We start from the raw sequence: 14,716 nt of genomic DNA on the forward strand, positions 1-14,716 counted from the left end.
TAAAAACCCAATGGAGAGTAACCCAATGAAATCAAAAAACAGAGTGATTAAAGTAGCAAAAGTATTATCGAAGCTTATGAGTGACAGAGATGGTATCGAAGTAACAGTAAGTGGAAGTGGTGCTTGGAGTTGTGGTGGAAGAATTAATATTCCATTTGGTGATTTTACTGATCCTGACTATGTGACTATGACACATGGTTATATTGATCATGAAATAGGCCATGAAAAACACACTGACTTTAATACTAAATTTAAAAGTAACCTACATGCAAACCTATGCAATATCTTTGAAGATTCACGGATGGAAAAGTTAGTAGGTTCTGAGTATCCAGGCGCCAAACAAAACCTTGAAAAGTTAGTTTTACTAGCGATTAAAAAGGGTTTATTTGGTGAGCCTGAAAGCTCAGATGATCCACTTTCTCTTACATTAAGTTATTGCTTATACAAAGGCCGCGTTCTAAATGTGGATAACCAAAGCCTAGATAAATACGCTGAACAAGCTTTAACGTATTTAAAAGGTGTGTATAGCAATTCTTTTATAGAAACTCTAACTGAAATTGTCCATAAAATTACAAGCGCTAAGTCTACTCGCGATTGTTCTACTATGGCATGGGAAGTTATTGAACTTTTAAAAGAAGCTAATGAAGAGGAAGAGCAGTCCGATGGTGGCCAAACAGATGATGAGCAATCAGATGGCGGGCAATCAGATGGTGGCCAATCAGATGATGAACAATCAGGTGATGCACAATCAGGTGATGAACAATCAGATGATGAGCAATCAGATGGCGGGCAATCAGATGGTGGCCAATCAAATGATGAACAATCAGGTGATGAGCAATCAGGTGATGAGCAATCAGATAGGGGCCAATCAAATGATGAACAATCAGATGATGGGCAATCAGATGATGGGCAATCAGATGGGTCTAGTGATAATACTAATGGAAATAAAACCTCTGCTAGTGAGCAAGATGTTAGCGAACAATCTTCAAGTTTAATCAGGTCAGTTATCGAAGCTATAGAAAACGATAATGTAGAAGTACCTGATTTTCATGAAATGATAGCTGATGAATTGAGAAAAGATGCAGAAAACTTTGAACCTTCAGAAGATGATTCCGAACTTAGCAAGATATTCAGTGCTGCATTGCCAGTAACGAATAAATGCAAAATGTTGGGATTACCTTTTCACAATCCACATTTAATACCTAGTGCTGGCAAAGCAGTATACCGCACGCTACACAGGGCTTTAATTGATGAAACTGAAGAGTTTAATGGTTTTAGAAATCGTGGCCGAAAGTTATCTAGCAAAAAATTAGTTGGTTCAACGCTAGGTGATGATCGGATCTTCAAGACACCGGTAGTAGAGAATGACCTGAGCGCGGCTATTAGTATTTTAATAGACTCGTCTGGTTCAATGTCCGGTGACCCTCAAAAGGTTGCTAATGCAGTAGCTTTAGCAATGTCAAAAGGGCTGCAGAGTTTGCAAGTTAGTAATGAAATTGGTTTTTACTCGTCAACCATGAATCTATATATAGCTAAACCTTTTAATGAAAAACATATTAACCCAAAACGTTTTGAAGTTTGTTCTGATTGCTATACGCCAAGTGGTGAGGCAATGAAGTCTGCATTAATGCGACTTTATAGCCAAACCGAAGATAAGAAGTGCTTATTCCTCGTAACTGATGGAGAGCCTTCTTGTAAGGTGTCATTTCAAGAAGCTTTAGAACTGGCGGAGATATTAGACATTAAAATAGCTGTATTAGGTGTTGGCATGGAGAGAGATAACATACCTGGTTTAGATGATAAGCATTTTACGAAAGTAGAATGTGTGTCAGAGCTTAAATCAGCGTTATCGAAAATTGTGAAAGCCAATGTAATTTAACTCTGTAAAAATCGTATATAGGAGCGTGTTATGGACGAAGCAAATATTGTTTCGGGCTATGCGAAAACTTTTGTTCAAGTTATCGCAGCTACTGTAAGTGGTGATTTGATTCATCTACGTGATTTGACGGCATTAGATAATAAAGCAAGCAGCTTATACTGCGCTGTATCTTGTGGTGAACAAAGAACGTATGCAGAGTTGAAGGTGTTAGACTCAATGCTAAGTGAAAATAATCCTAGTTTATCAGGTGAAATTTTCCATATTTACAATGAAGCTAATAACTTCTTAGAGCCAATCTATGATCTTGCTGAAGTTGCAAGTGACTCAGATTACTTAACAGAACAATACGAAATACCTTCTCAATTTGAATTTGAGAATTAACGCCGGCAACTAAATGTTGCCTTAAACATTAACCCAAGGGGGTCGCTCTCCTTTGGGATTGCTTCCCCCTCAAAAATGAGGAAAAGCAATGGAAAATAATAAGAAAAACTTCGACCAAATACTGGTTGAACTTGTGCTTCTGGCTATTCTGGTTGGTTTTATACCCAGCTTGATAGTAGGTGCTTTTGAAGACTCTTTCGGAGTCTGTATAAGTCCACTTACAGCTATATGCCACCAGCTCCAAGTTCAAGGATTAGTTAAAGCAATTTGTGCATTAGTTTGCGCAGTTGCAGCGGTCGTTGTTTCATTTACTATTTCAAAGCAGTACAACAAAAAAGAGGACAAATAATATGGAACCAAGTATTTATCAAATAGCTACGATAATAGTGGTTTTGTCGACTGTCAGCATTCTCGCTGGTGGTCTTTACTTGATAGCCAATAGATCTTCCAGTTGATTTTGAAATAAAGAAGTTTAAAGCGCCCCTAGTGGGCGTTTTTTTTTGACTTTAAAAAACATGAGTAACAAATTAAGTAGATTAGCCTGAAAAAGTAACGGTTATACTCGAAACTTTAAACCTAAAGTTAACTCGGTTGTACTTTGAAGCTAGGAATTGCTTCAAAATTGATACCTCAAATTTCTCAGAAAAATCATGAGCACCTAAAATCGCTCTTGCCTTCTCATAATAGTCGAGGTCAATTTTTGGATCATAACCTTGTATATGCTCGACACAAGTTTGAAAGTTATTATTGGCAATTGAGCCTGTAGCAGCTAAAAAATAGAGTTCTTTATCTTTAACAAACAGAAAATTTTCTTTTGAATGTAAATCACAAAATTCACGCAACCGATGAGCTTGTTCTCTGTTAAGTCCGACATTAAAGTTTTTCATTTATAATCCCCTAAAAGTTTTAAATAAATGATACTGCTGACCGGGATTATGGCTATAAACCGACACAAGTGTCAGCTTCTATAGACACTCTGAGTACAAACACTTATGAAATCACCAGACCAAGACGCGTATAGAACAATATAAGCATTAGAGTGTTTTGCATTTTTTTCACTCATTTATAAGTGTAAAGATATTTAACAATGCACGAAACGGTTTATGAGAGCCTAAACAGAGGTTGTGAGGGGTGTAATGGTTTAAATTTTTGATTTATATAGATTTATAAATATTTTAGCGTGAAGTATAGTTTTGGATGGCTAATTGCAAATTATGCTTGCATAGACAATTGTGTTTATGCAGATATATTTGGAGTTTTTATGTCTTTGTACACAAGAAATTATTTGTACACTTTCATCACTATAATTTGTATGTTTTTATCATACAGTTTAATCACAACTCATTTGGGCTCAATAGATTTAGCTATATTTGTATATTTAATTTTAAATATAATTGCTAAAGTTTTTTTATAAAAGCTATTTATCATAATGCTTATTAAGATTTACTGTTAATGTTTAACATGTGTTTGAGTGACCCCTGGCTACGAACAATTTTATATCATGGGCTTATATTACAATGAATGTTTCATGGGCCAGAGCGTTTTTAGTGTGGTTGAAAATTAAACTTTTATTGATGAGAAATTGCTGAACGGCTATAATCTTTGCATACTAACTTTTGAGCACATTTATTATGTTGGATACTACTAAAGAACTAAATAAAGAGAGCGTTAATAATTTTAATGATCGAACTTCTACTAAAACTCTAAGCCATAGTAATATCCCAATCATGTTGTTTAACCCTGAAAATATTAGCTCACATTTAAAATTGGAAACTAATTCTAGCAAAGCCAAAGACACTGAAGAATTTAAGTTTTCTAGTCGCTTTGTGGAAGGTTTTACACAATTAATGAAGGCAGAATTGGCCGAGCAAAAAAAAGTGATAGCCGATAAATATAAGGCTGAAATGGATAAGCAACATGAAGCCGATAAATTTTATCAAAGTTATATAGATACATTAAAAAGTAAAATACGTCAGCTTGAAGAGTTAGTTACCTCAGCTACATTAAAAGCAAATAATGAACGTCAAAAGCGCATACAGTCAGAAGGTATAGCGCGAAAGGCATTTGATGAGCTTATCAACAACGCTGCAACACAAAACCAATTAATAAACCAGTATGAAGTTGATAATAATAAATTAGCTCTTAAATTAGATCTTATAAACCAAGTGCACAAAGACTTACTACGAGAGATAAATGTTAGCACTATTAAACTTGAGGATAGTGAACAACAAAATCAAATGTTAAGAAGTGAAAATACTACTTTAAGAGGTAAACTTACAGCGCTCACATTTGAAATAGAAAATGCAAAAACTGCGATTAAAGAACAAAAGTCAGAATTGGTAAGTTTATCAACTGTTCACACAGGCTTAGAAGAAGAGATTACTCGCCTAGCTAGTGTTGAATCTGAGAATAAATCTGAAATAGCTAAGCTGAGTGAGTCAAATGCTAAATTACTAAGAAAAAAAGACTCCCTTAATACGGCTATTGCCGATGCTCGTACTGAGATCAACGCACTGAATGAAGACTTAGATGTTGCAAAAGCACGATATTTAAACTTTAAAGAAGCCAATATAGAACTAGAAAAAGAAAATAAAATATTAAAAGCTAGCTCTAAAGAGCCAATAGAGCTAAAAGGTAAGGACAAATTGCCTGCAGATAGCATCAAGGAGCTCAAGGTTCGACTCAGTGCCGCACTTGATAAAGTTAATCAAACCAATGCGAGCAGACTTGAATTGCTCATTAAAGTGAAAGAGCAAGCTGATACAATTGACTTATTAACCAATAAAGGCAGTTTGTTAGCTAGTTAAGTTTACAATGAAAAAATAAATCTTAAATTTCTTGATTAAGTACTAGGTCTATTTAAAACTGTTACCCTATTATTAAAAGGAAGATTTATGTTTATAGTAGTTATTTTAATATCCCTATTACTATCTGGATCATATGCATTATCTAAGCTTATAAATGGCGCCGCGGGTATATTTTCTTTATCCATTGTAGCTTGTACATTTTTCTCATGGAATTACTTCAATGCCGGTGGTACAACTGAGACAACTAATGTAATTCAAAACACTTTAAATTCATTTAATGAAATTAATTTGCCTTTAGCAATACTTACACTGATAGTAAGTACATTTTCAGGGATCTATTTATTTGCCTTGAAGGCCACTAGCAGTTAACATTAAGTGATATTTTATGTATTTCGCAATCATATAATAGGTTCATTAGGAGGTTTTATGACCACAATTCAAATCGCTACTTCAATAACAATTTTATTAACAGTGCTTGCGTTGGCTGGTGGCTTTTATATGTTAACGAAGCGTAACGCGTAAGCCAAGTAACTTCCCATGGTAACTTTCGCATATACTTACTAGGTATTTTTACCTATTTGTCTTTATGTGATTTTAACAAAATACACGCAATACATTTAAATAACACCTGTAATAACAACCAGTATCATCAATAGCTTTGCTGCTAAAACATAATTACAGCTCTGATACGAGCCCTTAACCCCAGCTTATCACCACTGAAAAACCTACTATTAAAAGCTCATTTTTGTACTAGCAAAAGTGCAACACCCCTAATTTCAACGTTACATACTGAATATAAAAGTTTTCTCATTTTATGATAAATGGAATTGCAAGGTTTAACCTTGTGAGATATTGAAATTTTATAGCGCAAAAAAACCTTACGACATAGTTTTTAACCCTTTCTAGGTTTATAGCCTGAATATCGGCATGTGAGATAATTTAAAAATAGATAGTTCAGCTGGAGTAGAGCATGCTAGTTTTTTTTATATCATCAATTTATTTAACAGGTCACTTTGGCACCTATTATGTGTCAAACAAGTTAAGGCTAGGTGATGGGCCAAATACTTTGGCTTATATGGCCTCGTATTATTTTATTCTTTTTTTAAGTCCGATATTCATCTTGGTGGTTTCATTGATAGTCACCAATGTAGCGAATCAAAATGGATTTCTGATACATGCTGAACATTGCGCAGTGTTTTTAGCGCTACTTTTGATAGCATCTATTACTGTTATGGCAATTAGTAAAATTTATCAAAAAAAAGTTACGAGTAATAACTTTTAAAAACCCTGGTTGATTACCCAGTTTTTTTATTTAAGGTTCAATTTAACATAAAAATAGCTATCGTAAATAGCAATTTACAAGAGTTATTTTCACTACACAGGGGTTAGCTGTTATAGTGGGTAAATGCGACACGATAGTTTGTCCGTAAGCGTTAAAGTTTGCCTGTTAATCAGTGCCGGTAAAATACCTATTTATGATGTACGGGTTTAATTTCACAGATTTAAATCAAAACATTTCGATTTAAATCTATAAAAACAAAATATACAGAGGTTCTATTGTGGCCAGGTTTGCAAAAGAGTTATTTGAAGAGCGGCATGATTTAGTCGTTGCCAATAGTAGGTATAAAAAGACGGTAATCTATAAAGATTTAAAATGTCCGATATACAATTACCTTTTATCATTAAACTCCGAATCGTCTAAACATACTGTTAGCCGGGTTCTACAGACTGTAGCCCGGCATATGGGTAGGGAGTCCATTTACGAAATCAAGTGGGGTAATTTTAATAGTGTCACAATAAACGCTTTAATAGATAGTTTGAAGTCTAATGGAAATTACGCACCAAACACTATTACCCTATACATATCTGTTGTGAAGCAAATTGTTGAGCACGCGTATCTTCTAGGTCATATGTCCACACGACAACGCGATGCAATTAAAAGCAAAAAGGTAAAAACAGGTTCAAGAACGAAAGATTATGAATTGTTAGATCATGAAGATGTAAACGCGCTTTTAAGTAAAATAGATGAAAAACGTCAAAAATATGTAGTTAAATGTCGTGACTATGCAATATTTTCTATTTTGTTACGTTGTGGTTTACGACGTGAGGAAGTGACAAACCTTAAAGTGAGTGATGTAAAAGAAAAGGCAATTCGAGTAATAGGGAAGGGCAATAAAGAGCGTAAAGTGGCCATGCACCCGGTTGTGTTGGAGGCAATAAATAAATGGCTTGCTGTTTATTCGTATTCTAACAAAAGCAAGCCTTTATTCGTCCGTATTCTAAAAGGTGGCCACATACAAAATGAAAAATTGAGCGCCGATGCTATTTTTAAATTATGCAATAAATATGACGCGCCAGCCCCCCACTCATTACGTAGAAGCTTTGCAACAAATCTATATAAAAATGGTGCAAATATAAAAAACATCTCTCTTTTATTGGGTCACAACAATATCTCAACAACTGAAATTTATGTGCGTAGAGATGATGAAGACCTATATAATGAGGTTATAGATAATCTGTTGTGAATATAATTATTATATAGTGAGATAATGTTTTGTTTAAACTTTTGATGGCTTGGGAGCGTGGGAGATGCTTGTTTTTCCTTTAGTTTAAAATGTTTTTTATCCGCATTTCTAATGCCAAGGCTACCGTTAAGTTCTATAATCATTGGTGTTATCGCCTTGATTTACAAGGGTGCTTTTCATGCGCTCTAAATTTTTATTTACTCTATATAACTTGCGATAATAACGCTTTATATTTTTGGAGAGTGCATTAAATGAATATTCATAACTTAGAGCGTCAAGAAAAAATGCTTAAGCGAGCTGCAGCGGTGGCTATATGCACTGCTATTGCTTTGGGCGCTTATATGGCATCCCCTTTAAACACTACCACTGACATACCAACTTTGAAATTTGGTGTGAATGATATAATCAAGCATAAATTAATAGAGTTAAGCCCAATTAAAGTTGAAAAGAACACTGCATACTTTACGATTAACTGCAGAAGTTTTGATATAGGTACTTTGGACTTCCCAGCTTTTACTAGACAGTTTCTAACTCAGAAAAATACGCTTCCTCAAACTTAGCTGGTGAAACACCGCCTGTGTGTGAATGGCGTTTTTTTGGATTGTAGAACATTTCTATAAAATTGAATATCTCAGCTTTCGCATCTTCTCTTGTCGAATATATCTTACGCTTAATTATTCGCTTTTTAATCGTCGCAAAAAAGCTTTCAGCAACTGCATTATCGTGACAATTCCCAGCTCGACTCATCGAGGGTACAAGGTTATGTTCTTTCATAAAGGCTAAGTAATCAGCGCTACTATACTGGCTTCCTTGATCACTATGTACCATTACGTCAGCTTTGGGTTGGCGCTGATAAACTGCCATGAGCAATGCTTTAATTACTATGTGCTTGTCCATGTTTTTATCCATCGACCAGCCTACGATGCGCCTAGAGAATAAATCCATTACTGTCGCCACATACAAGAAGCCTTCATAGGTTCTCACATAAGTAATATCACTTACCCAAGTTTGATTCGGCGCAGGAGGATTAAACTGACGAGCTAGCAAGTTATCTGCAATGCGCGATGTTTTACCGCCTTTAATATGGCGACGTTTATACCCTATTTGCGCTTTGAGTTTATGTTGGCGCATGATCTTAGCTACGCGATTAACACTACATTGCTCACCAGCTTCACGTAAATCTGCGTGTATCCAAGGACTACCGTAAGTGCCACCACTGGCAACGTAAAACTCTCTAATAAGCTTAAGCAAACGATTATCTTCGATTGCTCTGTCACTCAATGGCTTCTTTAACCACGCATAAAAGCCACTGCGGTGTAGCTTAAATAGTTTACACATCGCAACAATAGAAAACTCATTTTGATGCTCACGAATAAAAGCGTACTTTACTCGGGGTTGCTGGCAAAGTACCTTGCGGCCTTTTTTAGAATGTCGCGTTCCTCCGTGACACGTTTTAGCTCGGCCTCAAGTTTGGCGATCCTTAGTTGTTCATCTGATGATTTGGTTTGTTTGGGTTTCCCTGATAACTGGCTTCGCCAGTGATATAACGTTTTGGTACAAATATCTAATCGTTCTGATACTTCAGCAACTGAATAACCACGTTCAGTTATTTGTTTAACTGCTTCTATTTTAAACTCTTGGGTATACCGTTTGCCTTTGCTCATAAAACACCTCTAATTAGAAGTTACAATGTAACTCATTGGGTGTCTAGCAAACTATGGGAAGTCCAAAATTAAGGTAACCAACAGCTATACAAAAACTAAACCAGCAATTAATAATTAACGTCTTTACCGCTTTGTAAAGTGGAGGAAGTCACTAGATAAGCTATACTGTATAAAAAAACAGTTAACGGTGGTTTTATGTCTTTTGGTGATGGATTAAAGTCAGGCAATTACTCTAAGAACCCTTACAATGGAGGTAGTGCGGAGTTTGATAGCTTTGAAAGAGGTTGCACTCAAGCGCTTAAAAGAGGTTTATTAAATATAGGCAGGTTACGTGCAGACTTTGACTACCACTGCAGGAATCGACCTGAGCTTATTGATATGTCTGAACTCAAAGGCTCCAAAGTCATAGAGTCAAATAATCAAAAGCCTATTTCAAATAGCTATGCTCGTGCCAAAGGCTATTAGCTATGCTAATCGTTTACTATAAAGCGGTTTTATTATAACTTGGTCTATCGCGCAAATAATGGAGATATTGAGTGACGATTTACGGGAAAAAGAAGATAAATGTTGATGTCCGCGCACCCAGCAGGGGTGAATTGAAGCGAATAGGGCTCTCAGCGGGGGTCATATTATGTGGGTTTGTTGTAAATAAAACAGACACCGATGAATATTTAACTTTCTCAGAATTAACCGGTCGTGAGCATAAGCGAGGTTGGGGTACTAATCCCGAGTCAGCACAAGTGTATTCAAACCCTAAAAAAGCATTGAGTGCTATAACCGGCTACGACATGTCACTCATTGAAATATGTGCTTTGTTTGAACATAAGAAACAGATCTTTGTGTGGCCGATGCCTGAAGAAGCTTTTGAATAGTAAGTTAAAAAAGGAATTTTTAGTATGACAGTAACTCAATGCAATTTAACCATTGATGATATTTTTGGTGAAGGCGCTATTGATACCCAGAAAGAATTATCGCCAGAAGCCAGGGCTCAAAAGTTTGCTTTGTTTTCTTCGTTCCCTGAGCGATTAGAAAGAACTAAAATAGAGAAATTCAATTTTAACTCCGTTCAAGAAATACCCATATGCAAAAAATATAAGCGACCAACTAAGTTAAGGTTCATCAAAACAGATGAGACTTTTTGTAATTCAACGCTGGTGGCCATAAGTGTTGATATAGATCGGCTAATAGCGTTTGATGAAAAGCACTTTTTGAGCTTACACGCTGAACGATACGATAAAGTTAAAAATGCAATTGCTAACGGTGTAATTGATATGCCAATGGTTTATTTATCAGAAGATAAATTACCGCATGTTGGTGACGGTAGGCATCGTATTATTGCGTTACATAAATTCGATTTTTCATTAGTGGACGTCATGGTACCTAGCGAACAGATAGAAGCCATAACGCATTGTTTATTGTAAAAATATTTTATTTTCTACAACTTAGTAGCTAGACGATTTGGGTAAACAAAGTCAGAACAGTCAATGCATTTAATTTTACTTGCATCAGGATGTTCAGGATTGATAATAAAGTTATATTCTTCTACACATAGACTTGATGGCACTTGAAGTACAGCAGCCTCATTGGACATTAAAAAGTCACTCCCAATTGACTGAGTATCCGCAGCATATGGGTATGCGTTCCAACCCGAAGGTAGCTCACCCTCAACCAATCGTTTTACCTTCAAAGTATCTGGAATTTGTATAATAACGACACTTAGATTTTCTTTAAGAATTTCTTGAGAGTCATTAACCAACCGCTCAAGCATACCAAGCGACCGCGTTGAGGCGGTATAAACGATAGGGGCACCTGCATAATGCCACCGGCCTTCTGCGACCATGCCGCCTAATCCAGAAAGGCAGTTGCTCGGATTGTTATATTGCTTAGGGCCTATACGATAAGCAATCATTACGCAGTAAATCCATACTGTAGTCCGTTAATAACTCTGCGTATCAATTCTCGCCCACGGATACTGTCCATCATTGAACGCGGTGGTTGATTATCAAATTGAACGTTCGGCCTATCTAGCCAAGTATTCCAGCTGTCGATATTACCGAAATATGCCGCACCAAAACTTGATAGTCTTGCGATTTCAAGCGCATTCTCACTGATCTGTTTATTTAAGGGTTTTTCTTTGTTGCGTAACAAAGTGCGTTCAGTTGTCCCCAATGCTTTGGCTATAACACCCATTTCCCAATGCATTAACGTAGAAAATGCACGCAAACCGGCTGTTGTGATCCCAATTTGTGCGGTGGCTATTTCTGCCATCGGGTTTGAGTGTGTATTTAATTTCCCCAGCGTCACAACATTGAGAAAGTCTGGCCGTGTGCTTTTATGTTGTAGTGTACTCATTATAAATTTACCACTTAAGACATTTGTCCTTAATTGTAGTGACACTTGTCTACTTTGGCAATCTGAAAGTTTATATATGCCTGGGTGATAGATAACAATATTACTTTAAACCACTATTCCAATATCATCCCAGCCTAATTAACCGAATTTCCTTGTTAATAGACTGTGATAGTGTAATCTATATTGCATTAAACAACATTTAAATAATGCAACTATTGAAATGCTAAGACAAATATTAGTCGATAACGATATAAATCTGCTTCTAAATGACGCGTGTACTGGTAAGTATTCACTTAAAGATAAGTATCTAATAACCCAACTTGCTTGCGTTCCCTTGTCACTTACAGAGCATAATTTATTAAAACTACATCAGTTGATAAGTGACAAAGGAGAAGTTTATCGCAAGTGGGTTTTGCCAGCAGAATATAGTCGAAACAAGAATGAGCGCATTATCGAAGTGCCTGAAGTTTTTTGCCAAGCACTAGAGCAATACTTAGACTGGTACGAACAGCAACAAGATTTACCAGTTGACTACAGGCATAGCTTAGGAACGTACAGGGGGTTTAGTCAAAAAGCCCCTGCTTTACTTAATGACCGCCTAACTGCGTTTGCTATGAGTGAGCGAACCGTTAAAAAGGGTATTAATAAACAACCAACAAACCTAAGAACCAAAGTTAATACACTGCTTAAAAAGGCTGGTTTAGATTGGGCTACAGCTAAAACCTTTGAGGACTCGCTCATAATCCATTTAGCAAAAAACGTAGATCATGGTGTTGTAGCTGACTTGTTTGGTTACGCATCAAGACAAGTAGTAACAGATAAGTACAACGGTAACCTGCTGCAATTATCGGATGCTATCAATAGCGTGTATTCAAGAATTAAAGTTACAGGACATTAGGAAGTTGAAAAAGTTTAAGTTCATAAACAGTCAATCAAAAAAAGAGTTTCTAGCGTTGCCAGATAAAATTCAAAAGCGCTTTGCAAATGATTTAAACGCTATCTGTCAAAACAAAGAGCCATTTAGCAAGTTCAAGCACTTAAAGGACAGTGTAGGTATTGGCGCGGTTGAACTGATTGAAAACGGTAGACCAGCATACAGAACGATTTATGTTGCTAAATTTGCTGACACTGTTTTTATTTTGCACTCATTTACCAAAACCACTAACGGGGTAGATAGGCAGGCAATGGACACTGCGAAGAAACGATACAAACTAATGCAAAAAGAAATTAAGTGACATATATCAATACTTGTATATATATCAATACCGGTATATAGTGCTTATAAGTTAAACAATAAGGTTGTTAATATGACTCTTGAATACTCAAATATCTTTGATGCAATCACAGAAGATAAAGCAGAGGCCTCTGAACTACAGACGCGCTCAGATCTGATGATTGTTATACGTGACATTATCAATGCTAAAAATTGGTCACAGGCCGATGCAGGGATTAAATTAGGGCTAACTCAACCTCGCGTAAGCGATTTGGTAAATGGCCGAATTGATAAATTCAGCATTGATAAGTTAATGACTTGTTTGTATAGAATTGGTTTTCGTTTCAAACCATCCTTTACAGATGATCAGTTAACAATGGTAGTCGAAGCCGTTAAAACACACTAGTTGGAATGCGGGGATTTATGGCTAAAGATACGCTCATAAAAATAGACGATGCACTATTCGACGTTACTGGTTATTTAGGTGAGTTAGCGGGTCAATTCGCCCCCCTTAAAAGCTCAGAATATAAAGATGCTTATGAACATATATCAGCTCTACAAGTAGAACTTGTTAGAAATGTTAGAGCCCTAAAAGAAATAGTGGAAAAACCGTGACTGAACAAAGAGATGAATATTTACCATTTGATATAGGTCGAGAAGCTTACAAAGCTCGAATGACACCTGATCTAAATCCATACCGTTTTTATTTGCCCTGCAAACGAGAAAAGTGCATAAAACTTTGTTAAATTGCAGGGATGAAACTTGATGCACACTCACTTCCTGATGACCGAGAACAACTCAAGCGCATGCTGCTTGAGTTGCAACATGTCGTCGCTAAAAAAGATGAAGAGTTAGCTAAAAAGGATGCGCAAATTCACGAATTGCTGCAAGCTTATAATGCGAAACTTGCCAAAGAGTACGCTAAGAAATCAGAAAAAATGCCGGGGGCGGGTGAAGTATTCAATGAAGCAGAAGAAACGCTTGATGAGTATGATAAATCGCAATTGGCCACATCGCCCTCAGTAAAGAAAGAAAAAGCCAAACCGAAACGCCGCCCACTGCCGGCGCAATTACCACGAGTAGACGTGATTGTTGACCTCAATGAGGGTGAAAAAGTATGTGATTGCTGTCAAAGCACCTTACATAAAATGGGTGAAAGCAGCAGTGAAGCATTAGAGTTTGTGCCAGCACATATCAAAGTGATTAAAACGATTCGCCCGAAATATACATGCCGTCACTGTGAGCAAGAAGGTATTGATTGTGTGGTGAAATCCGGCCCGATGCCCGCATCACCCATTCCAAAAAGTATCGCAACGGCCAGCTTGCTGAGTCAAATAATCACGTGTAAATACCAGTTTGGCTTACCGCTTTATCGCCTAGAAACAATGTTAGGCGATATTGGTATAGAATTAAGCAGGCAAACCATGTCGAGCTGGATGCTACGTTGTGCACAATTGTTGTCACCCCTGTATCAACGCTTAAAAGAGGTGTTGTTATCGCAAGCAGTTATCCATAGCGATGAAACCCCGTTAAACGTCATCAACGCAGATAAAGCGACAAGCTATATGTGGCTGTATTGTTGCGGTGATGATAAACCGGGTAAAAGCACTAATATTGTCCTGTTCGATTATCATAACAGCCGTGCGGGCCAATGTGCGGTTGATTTTCTTGATGGTTACCAAGGCTACATGCACGTTGATGGTTACAAGGCTTATGAGCAAACTCAGGCAACACTGGTTGCATGCCTTGCTCATATGCGTCGTAAATTCATCGAAGCGAAAGGCAATAATATGAAATTGTCGGACTGAGTTATCTATATAAAATTAATACGTTTCATATTTTATAGTTACACATAAGCTATATCGCGCAAGTAAGTTTATAAGTTATTATTTCTA

At 36.7% G+C, this 14,716-nt stretch carries 19 protein-coding genes; 15 read left to right on the forward strand and 4 right to left on the reverse strand.

Features of this window, described 5'->3' with window-relative positions:
• Positions 1-25 precede the first annotated feature (25 nt).
• The 3 genes from PSH50_RS12385 (at position 26) to PSH50_RS12395 (ending at position 2,609) form a co-directional block, all read left to right on the forward strand.
• Entirely contained in the window at positions 26-1,879 is a 1,854-nt protein-coding gene (locus PSH50_RS12385; RefSeq protein ID WP_273609683.1) for a hypothetical protein, read from the forward strand.
• Positions 1,880-1,909: 30 nt separating this feature from the next.
• Complete coding sequence (locus tag PSH50_RS12390) at positions 1,910-2,260, forward strand: hypothetical protein (RefSeq protein WP_273587590.1); 351 nt, start codon at positions 1,910-1,912, stop codon at positions 2,258-2,260.
• Positions 2,261-2,348: 88 nt separating this feature from the next.
• Positions 2,349-2,609, forward strand: coding sequence for a hypothetical protein (locus tag PSH50_RS12395; RefSeq protein WP_273587591.1), 261 nt, complete (start codon positions 2,349-2,351; stop codon positions 2,607-2,609).
• Positions 2,610-2,796: 187 nt separating this feature from the next.
• Here PSH50_RS12395 and PSH50_RS12400 read toward each other — a convergent pair whose 3' ends face one another.
• Positions 2,797-3,147, reverse strand: a complete 351-nt coding sequence (locus tag PSH50_RS12400) for a DUF3085 domain-containing protein (RefSeq protein ID WP_273587592.1) — start codon at positions 3,145-3,147, stop codon at positions 2,797-2,799.
• Positions 3,148-3,891: 744 nt separating this feature from the next.
• Between PSH50_RS12400 and PSH50_RS12405 the strand changes: the two genes are divergently transcribed.
• The 4 genes from PSH50_RS12405 to PSH50_RS12420 all read left to right on the forward strand — a co-directional run bounded on the left by PSH50_RS12405 (position 3,892) and on the right by PSH50_RS12420 (position 8,152).
• Positions 3,892-5,067: a hypothetical protein gene (locus PSH50_RS12405; protein ID WP_273587593.1), complete on the forward strand. Its 1,176-nt coding sequence runs from the start codon at positions 3,892-3,894 to the stop codon at positions 5,065-5,067.
• 87 nt (positions 5,068-5,154) lie between these two features.
• On the forward strand, positions 5,155-5,436 hold the full coding sequence (locus tag PSH50_RS12410; RefSeq protein WP_273609684.1) for a hypothetical protein: 282 nt from the start codon (positions 5,155-5,157) through the stop codon (positions 5,434-5,436).
• 1,190 nt (positions 5,437-6,626) lie between these two features.
• Positions 6,627-7,592: a tyrosine-type recombinase/integrase gene (locus PSH50_RS12415; RefSeq protein ID WP_076922842.1), complete on the forward strand. Its 966-nt coding sequence runs from the start codon at positions 6,627-6,629 to the stop codon at positions 7,590-7,592.
• Between the two features lie 251 nt (positions 7,593-7,843).
• Positions 7,844-8,152, forward strand: coding sequence for a hypothetical protein (locus PSH50_RS12420; protein WP_273609685.1), 309 nt, complete (start codon positions 7,844-7,846; stop codon positions 8,150-8,152).
• Here PSH50_RS12420 and PSH50_RS12425 read toward each other — a convergent pair.
• Positions 8,109-9,256, reverse strand: a protein-coding gene (locus PSH50_RS12425; RefSeq protein ID WP_273609686.1) for an IS3 family transposase whose coding sequence is annotated in 2 segments (ribosomal slippage) — positions 8,109-9,019 and positions 9,019-9,256 — 1,149 coding nt in all. Because the reading frame shifts where the segments join, the coding sequence is not laid out codon by codon here. The genes PSH50_RS12420 and PSH50_RS12425 overlap by 44 nt on opposite strands.
• 195 nt (positions 9,257-9,451) lie before the next feature.
• Here PSH50_RS12425 and PSH50_RS12430 point away from each other — a divergent pair.
• From PSH50_RS12430 to PSH50_RS12440, 3 genes are all read left to right on the forward strand, one after another.
• On the forward strand, positions 9,452-9,721 hold the full coding sequence (locus PSH50_RS12430; protein WP_273609687.1) for a hypothetical protein: 270 nt from the start codon (positions 9,452-9,454) through the stop codon (positions 9,719-9,721).
• A 71-nt stretch (positions 9,722-9,792) separates the two neighbouring features.
• On the forward strand, positions 9,793-10,128 hold the full coding sequence (locus tag PSH50_RS12435) for a hypothetical protein (protein ID WP_273609688.1): 336 nt from the start codon (positions 9,793-9,795) through the stop codon (positions 10,126-10,128).
• Positions 10,129-10,152: 24 nt separating this feature from the next.
• Positions 10,153-10,677, forward strand: coding sequence for a hypothetical protein (locus PSH50_RS12440; RefSeq protein WP_273609689.1), 525 nt, complete (start codon positions 10,153-10,155; stop codon positions 10,675-10,677).
• A 14-nt stretch (positions 10,678-10,691) separates the two neighbouring features.
• Here the strand turns inward: PSH50_RS12440 and PSH50_RS12445 are convergent, their stop codons facing one another.
• Together PSH50_RS12445 and PSH50_RS12450 are read right to left on the reverse strand one after the other, a co-directional pair.
• Positions 10,692-11,165, reverse strand: a complete 474-nt coding sequence (locus PSH50_RS12445; protein WP_273609690.1) for an RES family NAD+ phosphorylase — start codon at positions 11,163-11,165, stop codon at positions 10,692-10,694.
• Positions 11,165-11,608: an MbcA/ParS/Xre antitoxin family protein gene (locus PSH50_RS12450; protein WP_273609691.1), complete on the reverse strand. Its 444-nt coding sequence runs from the start codon at positions 11,606-11,608 to the stop codon at positions 11,165-11,167. Before PSH50_RS12450 ends, PSH50_RS12445 begins: the two co-directional genes overlap by 1 nt.
• A 220-nt stretch (positions 11,609-11,828) precedes the next feature.
• On the opposite strand from PSH50_RS12450, the gene PSH50_RS12455 reads away from it, so the two are divergent.
• The 5 genes from PSH50_RS12455 to PSH50_RS12475 all read left to right on the forward strand — a co-directional run bounded on the left by PSH50_RS12455 (position 11,829) and on the right by PSH50_RS12475 (position 14,629).
• Entirely contained in the window at positions 11,829-12,506 is a 678-nt protein-coding gene (locus tag PSH50_RS12455; protein ID WP_273609692.1) for a hypothetical protein, read from the forward strand.
• A 4-nt stretch (positions 12,507-12,510) separates the two neighbouring features.
• Positions 12,511-12,843, forward strand: coding sequence for a type II toxin-antitoxin system RelE/ParE family toxin (locus PSH50_RS12460; RefSeq protein WP_273609693.1), 333 nt, complete (start codon positions 12,511-12,513; stop codon positions 12,841-12,843).
• A 72-nt stretch (positions 12,844-12,915) separates the two neighbouring features.
• Complete coding sequence (locus PSH50_RS12465) at positions 12,916-13,227, forward strand: helix-turn-helix domain-containing protein (RefSeq protein ID WP_273609694.1); 312 nt, start codon at positions 12,916-12,918, stop codon at positions 13,225-13,227.
• A 17-nt stretch (positions 13,228-13,244) separates the two neighbouring features.
• A complete protein-coding gene (locus tag PSH50_RS12470) occupies positions 13,245-13,436 on the forward strand; it encodes a hypothetical protein (protein WP_273609695.1) in 192 nt (63 codons plus the stop codon).
• Between the two features lie 140 nt (positions 13,437-13,576).
• Positions 13,577-14,629, forward strand: a complete 1,053-nt coding sequence (locus PSH50_RS12475; protein ID WP_273609696.1) for an IS66 family transposase — start codon at positions 13,577-13,579, stop codon at positions 14,627-14,629.
• The last annotated feature ends 87 nt before the right edge of the window (positions 14,630-14,716 follow it).

This window comes from Pseudoalteromonas sp. Angola-7, assembly GCF_028599255.1.
GTDB lineage: Bacteria > Pseudomonadota > Gammaproteobacteria > Enterobacterales > Alteromonadaceae > Pseudoalteromonas > Pseudoalteromonas atlantica.

Excerpts from the sequence above, each read along its gene's own strand:
- PSH50_RS12440 (WP_273609689.1), top strand. The coding sequence starts at position 10,153 with ATGACAGTAACTCAATGCAATTTAACCATTGATGATATTTTTGGTGAA.
- PSH50_RS12410 (WP_273609684.1), top strand. The coding sequence starts at position 5,155 with ATGTTTATAGTAGTTATTTTAATATCCCTATTACTATCTGGATCATAT.
- PSH50_RS12385 (WP_273609683.1), top strand. The coding sequence starts at position 26 with ATGAAATCAAAAAACAGAGTGATTAAAGTAGCAAAAGTATTATCGAAG.
- PSH50_RS12395 (WP_273587591.1), top strand. The coding sequence starts at position 2,349 with ATGGAAAATAATAAGAAAAACTTCGACCAAATACTGGTTGAACTTGTG.
- PSH50_RS12420 (WP_273609685.1), top strand. The coding sequence starts at position 7,844 with ATGAATATTCATAACTTAGAGCGTCAAGAAAAAATGCTTAAGCGAGCT.
- PSH50_RS12405 (WP_273587593.1), top strand. The coding sequence starts at position 3,892 with ATGTTGGATACTACTAAAGAACTAAATAAAGAGAGCGTTAATAATTTT.
- PSH50_RS12445 (WP_273609690.1), bottom strand. The coding sequence starts at position 11,165 with ATGATTGCTTATCGTATAGGCCCTAAGCAATATAACAATCCGAGCAAC.
- PSH50_RS12430 (WP_273609687.1), top strand. The coding sequence starts at position 9,452 with ATGTCTTTTGGTGATGGATTAAAGTCAGGCAATTACTCTAAGAACCCT.
- PSH50_RS12470 (WP_273609695.1), top strand. The coding sequence starts at position 13,245 with ATGGCTAAAGATACGCTCATAAAAATAGACGATGCACTATTCGACGTT.
- PSH50_RS12465 (WP_273609694.1), top strand. The coding sequence starts at position 12,916 with ATGACTCTTGAATACTCAAATATCTTTGATGCAATCACAGAAGATAAA.
- PSH50_RS12475 (WP_273609696.1), top strand. The coding sequence starts at position 13,577 with ATGAAACTTGATGCACACTCACTTCCTGATGACCGAGAACAACTCAAG.
- PSH50_RS12400 (WP_273587592.1), bottom strand. The coding sequence starts at position 3,147 with ATGAAAAACTTTAATGTCGGACTTAACAGAGAACAAGCTCATCGGTTG.
- PSH50_RS12455 (WP_273609692.1), top strand. The coding sequence starts at position 11,829 with ATGCTAAGACAAATATTAGTCGATAACGATATAAATCTGCTTCTAAAT.
- PSH50_RS12390 (WP_273587590.1), top strand. The coding sequence starts at position 1,910 with ATGGACGAAGCAAATATTGTTTCGGGCTATGCGAAAACTTTTGTTCAA.
- PSH50_RS12450 (WP_273609691.1), bottom strand. The coding sequence starts at position 11,608 with ATGAGTACACTACAACATAAAAGCACACGGCCAGACTTTCTCAATGTT.